The following is a 15,288-nucleotide window of genomic DNA, read 5'->3' as shown; positions in this document are numbered from 1 at the left end:
ACCCGAGGCTGCGTGATGCATCCCTGTGTCAGCTGTCCTTGCGTTCGGGCCGCGCGGGCAGGATCGACAGCAGCCGGATGCCGACGCCGCTGCGCGGTGTGTCGTCGGGGCCGAGAAAGCGCAGCGCGCCGCCATTGGTGCCGAGATCGGCAACCGCGTCGCCGTTGGGATGAGTCTCGCGCCATTTCTCAAGCGTGAATTCCTCGCTCAGCTTGGTCACGCGGAATTCGCAGCCGTCGAAAACGCGGGCATTTGCGCTAATATAGGTGTCATCCGGGCCAAAGGCACGCCCGCCGAGCGAGGCCGGAAGCGCGTGGCGCGTGCTTTGCTCTTTGGCGCGGCGCAACTGGAAGACGTTCTCGCGACCGAATTCAGGGGCAAGGTCGGTGGCGACGAGCGTGTTGTAGGCATCGTTGTCCGTGGCGGCGATGATCTGTTCATAGCGCACGAGGTCGAGACGGTGTTCCGCCGCCTCGGACAGGATATCGCCAAAGAACGTCTCGATCCCCGCATCCCGTGCGGCGCGCAGGTGGGCGTGGTTCGGATCGGCGATCATCACCGGCAGGTCCATCTTTTGCAGTGCCTGAGCAAGCGCAATGGACCAGCGCGATCCCCCCACGATCAGCACGCCGGGCCGGTCGGCGGCGTTGAGCCCGAGCCAACGCGCCATCGGGCTGAGGGTGAAGCCGTGCAGCACCACGCTGGCCGCCACCAGCGCGAAGGCGAGCGAGGAGACCTGTGCGCCATCGGTGATCCCAATGGCGGTGAGCCGTTCACCGAAAAGCCCGGCAACCGCCACCAGCACCACGCCGCGCGGCCCGGTGAAGGCAACCAGCAGGCGTTCGCGCCAGGGGATGTCAGACAAGGCGAGCGAAGCCAGCACCGAGACCGGGCGCGCCACAAGCAGCACCGCGACCACAAAGGCCAGGGTGCGCCAGTCCATGGCAAACAGCGTCTCCCGGCTCATGTTTGCGGCGAGCAGGATGAACACGCCCGACACCAGCAGCACCGTGGCATGTTCCTTGAAGCGGCGCATCTCGGTAAAGCTGGGCAGGTCGGCATTGGCGATCCAGAGGCCCATGAGCGTCACCGCCAACAACCCGCTTTCATGCAGCAGCGCGTCCGAGACGGCAAAGACCCCCAGAACCAGCACAAACAGCACCGGCACCTTCATGTATTCCGGCACCCAGCCAAGGCGGAAGGCGCGCGCCACGCCGTAGCCTGCGGCGACGCCCATGACACTTGCTGCGACGATGCCGATCACCATGTCCCAGACCGCAGCCCCTGCCCCGGTCTGGGTCTGCAGCACGATCACGACCTCGAACGCCAGCACGGCAGCGAGCGCGCCGACGGGGTCGTTCACGATTGCCTCCCACTGCAGCAAGGCCGCCGGACGGCGGCGCAGGCGGGCCTGCCGCAGCAGCGGCGCAATCACGGTCGGGCCGGTGACGATGAGGATGCCGCCAAACACGGCAGACGTTTCCCAGCTGAGGCCCGCCACATAATGCAGCGTCAGCGCCGAGAGCAGCCAGCCCAGCGGCGCCCCGATCAGGATCAGGCGGCGCACCCCGACGGCGGCATCACGCAAAGAGCGGAAGTTGAGCGTGAGACCACCCTCGAACAGGATGATGGCGACGGCGATGGCGATGATGGGGCTCATGATATCGCCAAAGTCGCGGCTGGGGTCGAGCAGGCCCAGCACCGGGCCGACCATCAGACCGGCCAGCAGCATCAGCACGATGGCTGGCATCCGCAGCCGCCAGGCGAGCCATTGTGACCCCACGCCAAGGGCCCCCACAAGCGCAAAGCCCAGGACCGGGTCGATGCCCGCCAATTCCGAAGTCGCCATCTGTCGCCTTTCGTCCATTCTGCCGCGCCACGCGCGATCTGTGCCCCTGCGGGGACTTTGAGTGTCGGTGCTGGGCGGGACCCCTGTCAACGGGTCTGACGCCGGTCAATCTGGCCCCGTAATAGCGCACCAAGGCGGGAAACGCCGCCACACGCGCTCTGGTTCCCCAAAGCGCGGCGGATCACTGTGAATTATGGCTCTGTCGTCCGGTTCAGTGGCCCGTGTGCAGGATGTCGATCCCCGTCAGGCGGTTGTGCTGCTCGAGCGCGAAGCGATCGGTCATGCCGGCGATGTAATCGGCCACCAGCCGCGCCAGCCCGGCATCCCCCCCGGCGGCGGCGATATCCGCGTGCCAGCGTTTGGGCAGCTGATCGGGCTGCGCCATGTAGAACGGAAAGAGATAGTTCACCACCTCGGTCACCTTTTCGCGCTGCTCCATCACGCTGGGCGCGCGGTACATGTGGTGAAACAGAAAATCGCGGATCTCGCGGATCTGCGCCCAGACCTCGGCGGAGAAGGCGATGACGGGACGGCCCAGATCGCGGATCGCCTGCGCATCAGCGCAGTCTGCCGCGGCCAGCAGCCCGCGCGAGGTGTCGATCACATCCGCCACCATGATGCCGAACACCCGGCGCAGCGCCTCGTGGCGGCGGCGATAGGGATCGAGATGGGGGTACTTGGCATCCACCGCAGCATAGGCCCGGCCGACCATCGGCAGTTCGGCAATCTGATCTTCGGTGAACAGCCCGGCGCGCAGGCCGTCATGCAGGTCATGGTTGTTGTAGGCGATGTCGTCGGACAGGGCCGCAACCTGCGCCTCGGCGCTTGCATGGGTGTGCAGTTCAAGGTCGTGGATGGCGTCATATTCGCTGAGCGCATGGGGCAGCGGCGGCAGCACCGGACCGTTGTGTTTGGCAATCCCTTCAAGGGATTCCCAGCTGAGGTTCAAGCCGTCAAACTCGGCATAATGACGTTCAAGCGAGGTCACGATGCGCAGGGCCTGGGCGTTGTGATCAAACCCGCCCCAAGGCTGCATCAGCAGGGCCAGCGCGTCCTCGCCCGTATGACCAAAGGGCGTGTGGCCCAGATCATGGGCCAGCGCCACCGCTTCGGTCAGGTCGGTGTTGAGGGTGAGCGCGCCCGCAATGGTGCGCGCCACCTGTGCCACCTCGATCGAATGGGTCAGCCGTGTGCGGTAAAAATCGCCCTCGTGTTCGACAAAGACCTGCGTCTTGTGCTTGAGACGGCGAAAGGCCGAGGAATGGATGATCCGGTCGCGGTCACGCTGAAAACATGAACGAAAGGCGCTTTCCTCTTCGGGGAAAAGCCGCCCGCGGACGCGGTCGGGATCGCAGGCCTGTGGGGCACGCATGGCATATTCCTGTGTCTGGGGCTGGCCGCATGCGGCACATGCCTTGTCGGTTGTCCTGCGCATACGTATATTGAAGGCACAGACGGAATGAAACACCATGAGAGGTTTGCCCCATGCAGCTCCCGCCCAAAGTCACCGAACGCGCCTTTGCCCGGCTGGCCGAGATCGGCGCGGATGCCGAGGGCAAGGTCCTGCGCGTCGCCGTCGAGGGCGGCGGATGTTCAGGATTTCAATACGAGATCAAGCTGGATGTGCCCGAGGAGGATGATCTGGTGCTGAGCGGTCAGGGCCAGAAGGTCGTCGTCGACAAGATCTCGCTGCCATTCCTTGAGAATGCGGTGATCGATTTCACCGAAGAGCTGATCGGCGCACGCTTTGTCATCGAAAACCCGAATGCCACCTCCTCTTGTGGATGCGGCACCAGCTTTTCCATGTAAGAGTGATCAAGCCCGCGCTGCGGGCTTGACGCCTCCGGCGGGCGTATTTGAAGAAGAGAAGAAGCCGGGGACGGCCCCTGTTTCATCTGCCTAAAAATATCCCGGGGAGTGCGAGGGGCTGGCCCCTCGCTGCATTTCGTTTCAGATTTTAACAGCCGTCGATTTCACACTCGGCGCGTTTTGCGCGATCACCAGCCAGAGGCCGGAGGTGATGACCAGCGCAACGCCGGTCATGCTGGCGAAATCAGGCACTTCGCCAAAGGCCACGAAGCCAATCACCACCATCCAGACAAATTGCAGATTCATCAGTGCAGTTGCCACATAGGCGGGCAGCAGGCGCAGGGCAATTGTAGAGATCCAGCGCGCGCCGAACAGGAACAGCGCATAGGCGGCCACCCAGCCGAGGTCAGGCAGGCTCATCGGGCGCCAGACAAATGGCAGCGCGGCGCCCATCACCCCAAGAATGGCAAGGTTGGGATAAAACACCTGCGCCAGGGCGTTTGTTTCGAAACGGCCAATGTAGCGTGCGCAGAGCATGGAGCAGGTGCCGCTGAGCGCTGCCATCAAAGCCCAGGCGTGGCCCGGCTGCGCGGCAGACAGCCCGCCAGGCATCAGGCAATACAGGCCAAGTGTGCCCAGAGCCAACGCCGCAATCGCCTCTTTGCGCAGGGGTTCCCCCAGAAACGGCCCGCTGAGGAGGGCAGCGATCACTGGCATGAGCCCGATGAACAGGAAGACATCCGCAAAGGGCAACAGGTGAAATGCCTGGAAGAAACCGATAGCGGCCAGCACCGTCAGCCCTGCGCGCAGAGCCATGGCCCTGGGGGCACGGGTGTAAAGACCCCCTGCCCCTGTATCGCGTTTCGAATGGCTGGCGGCCCAGCTGAGCGCCAAAACCATCGCCGCGGAGAGCGCAAAAAGCTGCGGCGCGGCGTAATCCTGCGAGATCAGTTTGGTTATGCCGTCGGCAGCCGAGATCATCAGCGTATAAAGTGCGACCAGCGCCGCGCCGAGCAGCGCGACGGGGCGCCTCATGCCAAGGCCCCGAGTCTGATCCCGGCAGCGCTGGCCGGCGCGAGGTCGACGCGGGCAAAGCCGTGAAAGAACGCCTCGAACTGCGCATCCTCTGCAGCGCTGGCGACGATGCGCATAGCCTCGGGCGTCAGTTGGTCCTGCATCACGCCGCGCATCCGCGACCAGTCGCCGGACCGCGCCTCTTGCATCGCGAAAAGACATTCCGACATTTCCCGCAGAGGTGCGGCGCGCAGTTCAGAGCGGTCGAACCGCATCCGGCCCGGCGCGATTGCGGCGTTGAAGATCGGTCCGCCGCGCAGGGCTTGATGCCAGTGGCAGACCAGAAATTCGTGATAGTCGTCGTTGAGCGAGGCATGATCATCGCGGGTGACGACATAAAGATGCGTCTCGCGCGCCAGCCAGTTGGTCCAGAGCGCCGGTGCGGGTTCTCCGGCAAAGTCGAGCGCGATGCAGATTTCGGCCAGCAGATCGGCGTTCTGATCCAGATAGGCCAAGAGGCCGGCGTAATGCAGGCTGGTGCGCGCGCCCGCGTCCAGCAGCGGATCGCAGCGGCCATAGGCGCTGAGATAAAACACTGCATGTGTCAGCTCATACGCGGCCTTCTTGTTGGGAAGAGTGAAGGTTTCGCTGCGGTTGATGAAGGCGCGGACACGGTCGTTCAATCCGCTGTCATCGGGCAGCGGATCGCGGTTGCGGCGGGCCATCAGGCGGCGCGCCTCCATCCGCTGCAGATCAGAAAGTTCGGCCTGCGCAAGCCCTTGGGCCACGGCCCAGTCGACCAGCTGCGCGCCCTTGTCACCAGGCATTCCGAGGTCTTCGAGGTCGAGCGTGATCGACAGCAGAAAGCGGTAATATTGCGGGAAAAAACTTAGGCGTCGTTCCACAGCGTTATAGAACCCCTGATGGGCGGACAGCGCGTTTGGGGACACCTGGGTGCCGGTGGATTCGAGGATGTTCAGGACTTCGGCGTTTTCCTTGAGCCAGAAGACATCGTCGCCGGTGCGCCGGTCTTGCGCAAAGCTGGCAAGAAGCGCGCCAAGGCGCGCCTCCTGCGAAGTCAGTCGGGGCGTTAGGTTGAGTTGGATGACATTGGTCATGATCAGTCTTCCTGTCTTGCGTGTGGCAAGGCCTGTGGCCCGCCCCGATCTTTCTGTCGCGCTGTGAGGGCGCTTTTGGTTTTGGCTCAGGAACCGGAGGTGAACAGCGCGGTGCCTTCGCCTGCTGCGGTCTTGATGCCCACGGGTGCGGAGCCGGAGGTGAACATCTCGACCGCGTCGCCTGTTGCGGCTTTGGTGCCAACGGGGGCGGAGCCGGAAGTAAACATCTCAACCGCGTCGCCCGTTGCGGCTTTGGTGCCTGCAGGGGCGGAGCCGGAGGTGAACATCTCGACCGCGTCGCCTGTTGCGGCTTTGGTGCCTGCAGGGGCGGAGCCGGAAGTGAACATCTCAACCGCGTCGCCGGTCAGGGCGCGGCTGAACTGTGGGGCGGAGCCGGAGGTGAAGAGACCCGTTGCATCGCCAAGCAAGCCGTCACATGCAGCCGACGGCGCCGAGCCGGAGGTGAACAGATCGCAGGCATCGCCAGCGTGCAGGCTGGTGGTTTTTGTGCGATCATAGACCGTCACGCGGGACTGGATGTTGGTGAGTTTGAGTTGAGCGGACATGATAGTCTCCAGAAGGTTTGAATGGTGCTGATTTGCCCTCAAACGCTTGCACGGCGGAATTGTTTCTCAAAACGACTTTTCTGCGTCAGCGTGTTTTTCCCCGTATATATCCACATGAATTCAGTCACTTAGCGTTAAGTTCCTGTAGGCTTTCACAAAGTTATCCACAGCGTTAAATAAATTTTAACCTATGGTACGAAAAGCTTCGCCAGCCCCCTTGAACCATCTTTTTCCGGAACACGCATGAGCCCGAATCAGGGCTGGATGAGAGGGTCTCGCGGCGGCGCGGGACCGGCGATTCGGAACTGCGGCTTGTCAGAGCGCAGCCGATCAGAGATAGAGGCACGGCAGCATCAGGAGGCCAGACATGAAAATCGCCAGCTTCAACATCAACGGCGTCAAGGCCCGGATCGGCGCCCTGACCGAGTGGCTGGACGAGGCGCAGCCCGATGTGGCCCTGCTGCAAGAGATCAAATCCGTGGACGAGGGTTTCCCACGCGAGCTGTTCGAGGACCGGGGGTACAATGTCGAAACCCATGGTCAGAAAGGGTTCAACGGCGTGGCGATCCTGTCCAAGCTGCCGCTGGAGGATGTGCGCCGTGGCCTGCCCGGCGATGACAGCGACGAACAGGCGCGCTGGATCGAGGCGACGGTGGTGGGCGACAGCCATGCCGTGCGGCTGTGCGGTCTGTATCTGCCCAACGGAAACCCGGCGCCGGGGCCGAAATATGACTACAAACTTGCCTGGATGGAACGACTTGAGGCGCGGGCACGCGCATTGCTGGCGGATGAGATGCCCGCGCTGATGGCGGGCGATTACAACGTGATCCCGCAGGCCGAGGATGCCGCCAACCCCAAGGCCTGGGAAGAGGATGCGCTGTACCTGCCCCAGACCCGTGCCGCGTTTCGCCGCATTCTGAACCTTGGCTTTACCGAAGCATTTCGTGCCCGCACGCAGGGCCCCGGGCATTATTCGTTCTGGGATTATCAGGCCGGTGCGTGGAACAAGAACAACGGCATCCGCATTGATCACTTCCTGCTCAGCCCAGCCTGCGCAGATCTGATGACCCATTGCGAGATCGACAAGGAGGTCCGGGCGCGCGAAAAACCATCGGATCACGTGCCGATCTGGGTTACCCTGGCCGCCTGAGGGGTAAACGCCCCACCCTGACAGATGCGACCGCTTGCACCCAAGCGGCGGCGCGCTTACATCTTGTGGGGAAACAGGACAGCGGAGCCCGGACACATGGCCATTGAGGCACAGGAAATCGAAGACCTGATCCGCGCGGAATTTCCGGCGGCTCAGATCACCATTACCGACCTTGCAGGCGACGGCAATCATTACGCCGCCGAAGTGATCGACGAATCCTTTCGCGGTAAAAACCGGGTGCAACAGCAGCGCGCGGTTTATGCGGCGCTGAAGGAAAAGATGGACGGACCCAGCGGTGCCCTGCACGCGCTGGCCCTGACGACCAAGGTCCCGGCCTGATCCGTGGCCTTGCTTGCTGACACATGGCCGATCTGGGGCGCCTTAGCCCTGGTCGGCGTTATCACATACGGTGCCCTGCGTCCGGCGATCAAAGCCGCGAAACAGCGCCGCGACACTACGGAGACCAAAGATGACTGAAACAACCGACGCCAAGACCCGCATCAAGGACACTGTCACGGCCAATCCAGTCGTTCTGTTCATGAAGGGCACAAAAGCCATGCCGCAATGCGGATTCTCCAGCCGCGTGGCCGGTGTGCTGAACTACATGGGCGTGGAATTCGCCGATGTGAACGTGCTGGAAGATGCCGACATCCGTCAGGGCATCAAGGATTATTCCGACTGGCCGACGATCCCGCAGCTCTACGTCGCAGGCGAATTCGTCGGCGGCTGCGACATCATCACGGAAATGACCCTGTCGGGCGAGCTGGACCAGCTGTTCGAGACAAATGGTGTGACGTTTGACAAGGATGCTGCTGCAAAGATCCGCGAAGCCAACGGCTGAGATCTTTCGGATTTCAAGACGGGAACGCCGCCCCTGCCCGGGCGGCGTTTTTGTGTTCTGTCAGGTGATTGCCGCAGGATACTGAGTCGGCATGAGAAGCGTATTCAGGATGCTTCGTGACGGCCCGCGAGAGCCCTATCCCCTGGCGGCAGATTTTTCTTCGATGTCATTTGCCAGCGCCTCGGCGCGAGCGGCGATTTCGGCCAGTGACTCGGTCACTTCTGACGGGATCACCGGAACCTCGATCCGTTCGGGGGCCGGTGGCGGCGTTTCGCGCAGGGCGCGCAAATCATCCTCAAGCCCGGCGATGCGATCCTCGCTTTCGCGCAGACGATCCTCAAGCCCTGCAGTCTTGTCCGCCAGCATAAGGCCCGCCATGAGCAGCATCCGCGATTCCGGCACGCGACCGATTTGATCCACCAGAACCGAAGCTTCGATGTCGAGCATGCGTGCAGCGGATTGCAGGTACTGCTCCTCGCCCGGCTCACAAGCGACTTCGAAGGTGCGGCCGCCGATCTCAATGGGAACCTCGGGCATTATACGCTCTCCTCTGCCGTGTGTTTGCTTGCCTCGGCCAGCAGCGGTTCCAGCGTGTCGAGCACGGCGCGGGTTTCCGCCGCATCCACCGCCCGGGCGGCGCGCAGGGCCTCAAGCTCGGCCAGCATCGCCTTGTTGATCAGGTTCGGCTCTCCGACATTCTCTTCCAGGGCGGCACGCAATTCCTGAATGGTGCTGACCAGCATGTCATTGGCCCGGCGCAGGTGCTGCAGGTCCAGATCCAGCGTGGTCATCGATTCGCTTTGCGCGGCCAACTGCGCCTTGAGGTCTGGCGCGGGGCTGTCCGGCTTTTGTCGCAGCACCCGAAGCCGTTCTTCAAGCTGCGCATTCGCCAACTGCTCTTCGCTCAGCGCCTCGCGTAGTGCTGCAAGTTCGGCGGGATCCGCCTCTGGCACCGCCGGTTCCGGCACCGGGGCCTGATCAAACGCTTCCACGCCCTGAGCGATCCGGTCCAGCGCTGCTGTGATCCGACGCTCCAGTTCTTCTATCTGGGTCATATCCTGCCCTCTGCACTGCCTATCGAGCCTGTTTCACCGTTTATCCGGCGAATCATTCAGACTCTGTTGACGGCAAGTTTAACAAGCCAGATGGGAAATTGCGCCCCCATATGTGTCAAGGCCTTAGGGGGCGTGCTTGATCTTCGCCGTGACGCTGGTATTGAGCATGGGATACCCTTTGAAAGGACTGCTGCCCGTGGATATAGACGCGCTCAAAGCCAAGAACCCCGATCACTGGACGCTTGCCACCGCCATTCGTGCGCTGACGCTGGATGCTGTTGCCGCTGCGAAATCCGGCCATTCCGGCATGCCGATGGGCATGGCCGATGTGGCAACGGTGCTGTTCGGCAAACACATGAAATTTGATGCCGCCAATCCGACATGGCCGGATCGCGACCGGTTCATCCTGTCTGCCGGGCACGGATCGATGCTGGTCTATTCGCTGCTGTATCTCATGGGCGATTCCGAGATCACATTGGAAGAAATCAAGAATTTCCGCCAGATGGGCGCGCGCACGGCAGGCCATCCAGAAAACACCCATGCCACCGCGATTGAAACCACAACCGGTCCGCTGGGTCAGGGCATTTCCAACTCGGTCGGCTTTGCCATGGCCGAGGAAATTCAGCGCGCCCGCTTTGGCGCCAAGATCGTCGATCACTACACCTATGTCATGGCCGGGGACGGCTGCCTGATGGAAGGTGTGAGCCACGAGGCCATCGGCATCGCCGGGCGCCACAAGCTGTCCAAGCTGATCGTGTTCTGGGACAACAACGACATCACCATCGACGGCAAGGTGTCGCTGTCGGACCGCACCGATCAGGTCGGGCGCTTTACCGCTGCCGGCTGGGATGTGCAGGAAATCGACGGCCATGACGCCGAGGCGATCGACAAGGCGATTGCGGCTGCAAAAAAGACCGACACCCCGTCGCTGATCGCCTGCAAGACGCATATCGCCCTGGGCCACGCGGCGCAGGACACCTCCAAAGGCCACGGCGCGCTGACCGATGCGGCCCAGATGGCGGCCGCCAAAGAGGTCTATGGCTGGACCACCGGCCCGTTCGAAGTGCCCGATGACATCAAGACCCGCTGGGAAGCCATCGGTTCGCGCGGTGCAGATGTGCGTCGCGCCTGGGAAGAGCGTTTCGACGCCCAGTCCGACACCAAACGCGCCGAGTTCAACCGCCAGCTGGCAGGCGATGCGCCGAAAAAGCTGAGCGCGACAATCAAGGCGCTGAAAAAGCAGATGTCCGAGACGGCACCGTCGGTCGCGACGCGCAAATCGTCCGAGATGGTGCTTGAGGTGATCAATCCGCTGATGCCGGAAACCGTGGGCGGGTCTGCTGACCTCACCGGGTCGAACAACACGCTGACCAAGGATCTGGGTGTTTTTGACGTGGACAACCGTGGCGGGCGTTACGTCTATTACGGCATCCGCGAACATGGCATGTCGTCGGCGATGAACGGCATGGCGCTGCATGGCGGCGTGCGCCCCTATGGCGGCACCTTCATGTGCTTTACCGATTATGCGCGTCCCGCCATGCGTCTGGCGGCACTGATGAAGATCCCGACGGTGTTTGTGATGACCCACGATTCCATCGGTCTGGGCGAAGACGGCCCGACGCACCAGCCCGTCGAACACCTCGCCATCTCGCGTGCGACACCCAACACCTATGTCTTCCGCCCCGCCGATACGGTGGAAACGGCTGAAGCCTGGGAAATCGCGCTGACCAGCAAGACAACGCCGTCGGTGCTGGCCCTGTCGCGTCAGAACCTGCCCACCGTGCGCACCGAGCACAAGAACAAGAACATGGTCGAACAGGGTGCCTATGTTCTGGCAGATGCGGATGGCAAGCGTCAGGCAATCCTGATGGCAACGGGTTCTGAGGTTTCCATCGCCATGGCGGCGCGGGACATCCTGCAGGCCGAGGGCATCGGCACGCGGGTCGTGTCCATGCCCTGCTGGGAGCTGTTCGAAGCGCAGGACGAAGCCGCCCGTCGCCGCGTTCTGCCCGCAGGTCCTGTGCGTGTTGCCATCGAGGCCGGTGTGCAGTTCGGTTGGGACAAATGGCTGAGCGGTGAGCGCGGCAAGCGCGAAAAGTCGGGTTTTATCGGCATGCACGGTTTCGGGGCCTCCGCCCCGGCGGAAGAGCTGTACGAACATTTCGGCATCACTGCCGAAAAGGCCGCGCAGAAAGTGCGCGATCTGCTTGCCGGCAAATGGCAGGATGACGCCAGCGTCTGAAGCTGCGCTTCGTTGAAACAGACAACGCCCCGGACATTGATCCGGGGCGTTTTGTTTGGAACGCTTGGTTTTGGAACGTGCCAATATATTTCTGGAACGTGACAGAGTATTTTTAGAACGTGACAAGCTGCGTTTATAGGTCAAATGGGTTTGAATCTGCAAATTGGCACCTGGAACGTGACAGGCTGCGTTTGCAACGTGCTATTTCCATTTGGAACGTGCCAAAGAAAAGGCGGCCGCGTCAACGGCCGCTTTCCGCAGGTAATATGGGTGCAGGAGGCGCCCTGCACCCAAAAGATCGTTCCTATTTCAGATCGAAACGATCCAGCTCCATCACCTTGGTCCAGGCCGCAACAAAGTCCTTGACGAATTTCGCGTCAGCGCCGTTCTGGGCGTAGACCTCGGCAATTGCACGTAGCTGAGAGTTAGAGCCGAACACCAGATCGCAGCGTGTGCCGGTCCATTTGACCTCACCCGATTTGCGATCCCGGCCCTCATAGACCTTGGCGCCTTCGCTGACCGGCTTCCATTCTGTCCCCATGTCGAGGAGGTTGAGGAAGAAGTCGTTGCTGAGCGTGCCGGGACGGTCGGTAAACACACCATGTTTGGCGCCGCCCGCATTTGCATCGAGCGCGCGCAGACCACCGACCAGAACGGTCATTTCCGGCGCGGTCAGAGTCAGCAGCTGGGCACGGTCGACCAGCAGTTCCTCGGGCGAAGCAGTGAAATCCGCCGCCTGAAAGTTGCGGAAACCATCAGCGCGCGGCTCAAGCGGCTCAAAGCTTTCGGCATCGGTCTGCTCGGCACTTGCATCGGTGCGCCCCGGGGTAAAGGGCACGTCAATCGCGTGACCACCGGCCTTGGCCGCCGCCTCGACCGCCGCAACGCCACCCAGAACGATCAGGTCGGCGATGCTGACCTTTTTCGCGCCATTGGCCGCGTCATAGCTGGCTTTGATGCCTTCCAGCACCTCAAGCACGCGGGCAAGCTGTGCGGGGCGGTTCGCCTCCCAATCCTTTTGCCGGGCAAGACGGATGCGGGCACCATTGGCACCGCCACGCTTGTCCGACCCACGGAAGGTCGAGGCCGAGGCCCAGGCCGTCTGGATCAGTTCAGACGCCGGCAGACCGCTGTTCAACAGCTGGGTTTTCAGCGCGGCAATGTCCGACGCGTCGATCTGATCGTAATCGGCGGCGGGGATCGGGTCCTGCCAGATCAGGTCTTCGGCGGGCACTTCGGAGCCAAGGTACCGCACCTTGGGGCCCATGTCGCGGTGGGTCAGCTTGAACCAGGCGCGGGCATAGGCATCGGCGAAAACGTCCGGGTTTTCAAGGTAGTGCCGCGAGATCTTCGCGTACTCCGGGTCCATCTTCATCGCCATGTCGGCGGTGGTCATCATCGGCGCGTGCTTGCGCGTGGCGTCATGCGCATCCGGCACGGCATCCGACATCGCACCAGCTTTGGGGCGCCACTGATGTGCACCGGCGGGGGATTTTGTCAGCTCCCACTCGTTGCCCAGCAGGGTTTCCAGATAGCTCATGTCCCAAGTTGTGGGCGTCGCTGTCCAGGCCCCTTCGATGCCGCTGGTGGTGGTGTGCGCGCCACGACCGGATTCAAAGGTGTTCTTCCAGCCGAACCCCATGTCCTCCATCAAACCGGCCTCGGGCTCTGCGCCCACAAGGCTCGCATCGCCAGCCCCGTGGCATTTGCCAAAGGTGTGACCACCGGCGGTCAGCGCAACGGTTTCTGCGTCGTTCATCGCCATACGCTCAAAGGTGTCGCGGATGTCGAATGCCGATTTCAACGGGTCGGGATTGCCGTTCGGACCTTCGGGATTGACGTAGATCAGACCCATCTGCACGGCGGCCAGCGGGTTTTCCAGGAGGCGCCCCATGCCATCCTCGCCCGCGTCATAGCGTTCGTCCTTGTTGCCAAGCCATTCGTCCTCGGCACCCCAGTAGATGTCTTCCTCGGGCTCATAGATGTCTTCGCGACCGCCACCGAAACCGAAGGTCTTGAAGCCCATCGATTCCATCGCGACGTTGCCGGTCAGGATGAACAGGTCTGCCCAGCTGAGGCTGTTGCCGTATTTCTGCTTGATCGGCCACAGCAGACGACGTGCCTTGTCGAGGTTGCCGTTGTCGGGCCAGGAGTTCAGTGGCGCGAACCGCTGCGAACCCGAGGTCGACCCACCCCGGCCATCGGCTGTGCGGTAGGTGCCGGCCGAATGCCAGGCCATGCGCACGAAGAACGGGCCGTAATGGCCGTAATCCGCAGGCCACCAGTCCTGACTGTCGGTCATCAGCGCGGTGAGGTCGGCCTTGACCGCGGCCAGATCGAGCTTGGCGAATTCGGCGGCATAGTCGAAATCTGCGCCGTTCGGGTCGGTCTGCGGCAGATTCTGGTGCAGGATCTTGAGGTTCAGCTGGTTCGGCCACCAGTCGCGGTTCGACCGTGTGCGGTTGGTGGTGTGCAAAGTCGAGGCACCGTGAAGGACCGGGCACTTGCCTGCGGCTGCGTCATTTCCGTCCATGAGGATCTCCCTGTATCGTCGTCGGTTATCAGAGGCACAGACTGCGCCCCTGATTGGAATCATTCCAAACTCCTAGCAGATCAATGTGATTGATTTAAGTTGCATTTATGTATTTCCGCGATAACTTTAACCTATGAACAATCTGACTTTGCGACAGCTGCGATATTTCGAGGCGCTTGCCCGCCACGGACACTTTGGCCATGCGGCTGCAGCTTCGAACATCTCGCAACCGGCGCTGTCGGTGCAGATCCGCGATCTTGAGACGTCTTTGGGCGTGACACTGTTCGAACGCGGGCCGCGTCAGGTGCGCCTGACCCCGTTCGGCACCGAATTCGCTGCCCGCGCGCGGGATATCCTGCGCAAGGTGGACGAGCTGGGTGATCTTGCGCGGCTGTCGCAGGGCGGGCTGACAGGACGGCTGCGCATCGGGGTCATCCCGACCATCGCGCCCTACCTCGTGCCTGTGATCATCCGCAGCCTGACGCAGACCTGGCCCGCGCTCGACATCCATATCCGCGAAACCACCACCGCCCTGCTGATCGACGAGCTGGAAGAAGGTCGGCTGGACTGCGCCATCGTGGCGCTGCCGATTTCGGAACCGACATTGACCGAGGTCGCGCTGTTCACCGAAAGCTTTGTTCTGGTGCGCCACCGGGACGAGGCCAACCGCCCGATGCCCGACCGCGAGCGTCTGCGCGAAATGCGTCTGCTGCTGCTGGAGGAAGGCCATTGTTTCCGCGATCAGGCGCTGTCGTTCTGCGATCTGGCGGCGGGCCGGGCCAAATACGGGCTGGACGCGTCGTCCCTGTCAACGCTGGTGCAGATGGTCGGTGCGGGCATCGGTGTGACGCTGCTGCCGGAAATGGCGGTGGCGGTGGAAACGCGTTCGGCCCCCGTGGTGATCGGGCGGTTTTCAGAACCGCAGCCGAGCCGGACCGTGGGGCTGATCTGGCGGAAATCCTCGCCGCTGGCTGAACAGCTGACCGCGCTGGCAGCGGGGCTTGCCGACAGCCTGAGGCCCGAATCCGGAACAGTGACGGCAGAAACGGGGCAGAGCACGGCCTGAAAACTGGCACTTTTGCAGGACAAAGGGCCAAAAACCCGCCGTCAC

14 protein-coding genes are annotated in these 15,288 nt (G+C 62.4%); 6 read left to right on the top strand and 8 right to left on the bottom strand.

Annotation, left to right across the window (positions count from 1 at the left end; translation table 11 throughout):
- Positions 1–28: 28 nt before the first annotated feature.
- Together P775_RS08780 and P775_RS08775 are read right to left on the bottom strand one after the other, a co-directional pair.
- Positions 29–1,849, bottom strand: coding sequence for a cation:proton antiporter (locus P775_RS08780; protein ID WP_099910630.1), 1,821 nt, complete (start codon positions 1,847–1,849; stop codon positions 29–31).
- A gap of 211 nt (positions 1,850–2,060) precedes the next feature.
- Positions 2,061–3,221, bottom strand: a complete 1,161-nt coding sequence (locus P775_RS08775) for a deoxyguanosinetriphosphate triphosphohydrolase (protein ID WP_099910629.1) — start codon at positions 3,219–3,221, stop codon at positions 2,061–2,063.
- A gap of 113 nt (positions 3,222–3,334) precedes the next feature.
- On the opposite strand from P775_RS08775, the gene P775_RS08770 reads away from it, so the two are divergent.
- Positions 3,335–3,658, top strand: a complete 324-nt coding sequence (locus P775_RS08770) for a HesB/IscA family protein (RefSeq protein ID WP_099910628.1) — start codon at positions 3,335–3,337, stop codon at positions 3,656–3,658.
- A gap of 141 nt (positions 3,659–3,799) precedes the next feature.
- Here P775_RS08770 and P775_RS08765 read toward each other — a convergent pair whose 3' ends face one another.
- From P775_RS08765 to P775_RS08755, 3 genes are all read right to left on the bottom strand, one after another.
- Entirely contained in the window at positions 3,800–4,693 is an 894-nt protein-coding gene (locus tag P775_RS08765; protein WP_099910627.1) for a DMT family transporter, read from the bottom strand.
- Entirely contained in the window at positions 4,690–5,790 is a 1,101-nt protein-coding gene (locus tag P775_RS08760; RefSeq protein WP_099910626.1) for a DUF6902 family protein, read from the bottom strand. The genes P775_RS08765 and P775_RS08760 overlap by 4 nt, the downstream gene beginning before the upstream one ends.
- An 86-nt stretch (positions 5,791–5,876) precedes the next feature.
- Positions 5,877–6,356: a DUF6749 family protein gene (locus tag P775_RS08755; protein WP_099910625.1), complete on the bottom strand. Its 480-nt coding sequence runs from the start codon at positions 6,354–6,356 to the stop codon at positions 5,877–5,879.
- Positions 6,357–6,723: 367 nt separating this feature from the next.
- Here P775_RS08755 and xth point away from each other — a divergent pair, with 367 nt between their 5' ends.
- From xth to grxD, 3 genes are all read left to right on the top strand, one after another.
- Complete coding sequence (gene xth / locus P775_RS08750; protein ID WP_180287381.1) at positions 6,724–7,506, top strand: exodeoxyribonuclease III; 783 nt, start codon at positions 6,724–6,726, stop codon at positions 7,504–7,506.
- A 96-nt stretch (positions 7,507–7,602) separates the two neighbouring features.
- Positions 7,603–7,845, top strand: coding sequence for a BolA/IbaG family iron-sulfur metabolism protein (locus P775_RS08745; RefSeq protein WP_099910623.1), 243 nt, complete (start codon positions 7,603–7,605; stop codon positions 7,843–7,845).
- A 130-nt stretch (positions 7,846–7,975) separates the two neighbouring features.
- Positions 7,976–8,347, top strand: coding sequence for a Grx4 family monothiol glutaredoxin (grxD, locus tag P775_RS08740; protein ID WP_099910622.1), 372 nt, complete (start codon positions 7,976–7,978; stop codon positions 8,345–8,347).
- Positions 8,348–8,482: 135 nt separating this feature from the next.
- On the opposite strand, the gene P775_RS08735 is transcribed toward grxD, so the two are convergent.
- Positions 8,483–8,884 carry a cell division protein ZapA gene (locus tag P775_RS08735; RefSeq protein WP_099910621.1) on the bottom strand — a complete coding sequence of 134 codons (402 nt, stop codon included), beginning with the start codon at positions 8,882–8,884 and terminating at the stop codon, positions 8,483–8,485.
- A complete protein-coding gene (locus P775_RS08730; protein WP_099910620.1) occupies positions 8,884–9,402 on the bottom strand; it encodes a hypothetical protein in 519 nt (172 codons plus the stop codon). Before P775_RS08730 ends, P775_RS08735 begins: the two co-directional genes overlap by 1 nt.
- A gap of 196 nt (positions 9,403–9,598) precedes the next feature.
- Here P775_RS08730 and tkt point away from each other — a divergent pair, with 196 nt between their 5' ends.
- Positions 9,599–11,644, top strand: a complete 2,046-nt coding sequence (gene tkt, locus P775_RS08725) for a transketolase (protein WP_099910619.1) — start codon at positions 9,599–9,601, stop codon at positions 11,642–11,644.
- A gap of 304 nt (positions 11,645–11,948) precedes the next feature.
- Here tkt and katG read toward each other — a convergent pair whose 3' ends face one another.
- A complete protein-coding gene (katG, locus tag P775_RS08720; RefSeq protein WP_099910618.1) occupies positions 11,949–14,177 on the bottom strand; it encodes a catalase/peroxidase HPI in 2,229 nt (742 codons plus the stop codon).
- A 133-nt stretch (positions 14,178–14,310) separates the two neighbouring features.
- Between katG and P775_RS08715 the strand changes: the two genes are divergently transcribed.
- The gene (locus tag P775_RS08715; RefSeq protein WP_099910617.1) at positions 14,311–15,243 is read left to right on the top strand and encodes a LysR substrate-binding domain-containing protein; all 933 of its coding nucleotides are present in this window, start codon (positions 14,311–14,313) and stop codon (positions 15,241–15,243) included.
- Positions 15,244–15,288 lie beyond the last annotated feature (45 nt).

The sequence above is a fragment of the Puniceibacterium antarcticum genome (assembly GCF_002760615.1).
GTDB lineage: Bacteria > Pseudomonadota > Alphaproteobacteria > Rhodobacterales > Rhodobacteraceae > Puniceibacterium > Puniceibacterium antarcticum.
The sequence above is the reverse complement of the archived record's forward strand: the minus strand, read 5'-3'. Positions and strand labels throughout refer to the sequence as shown.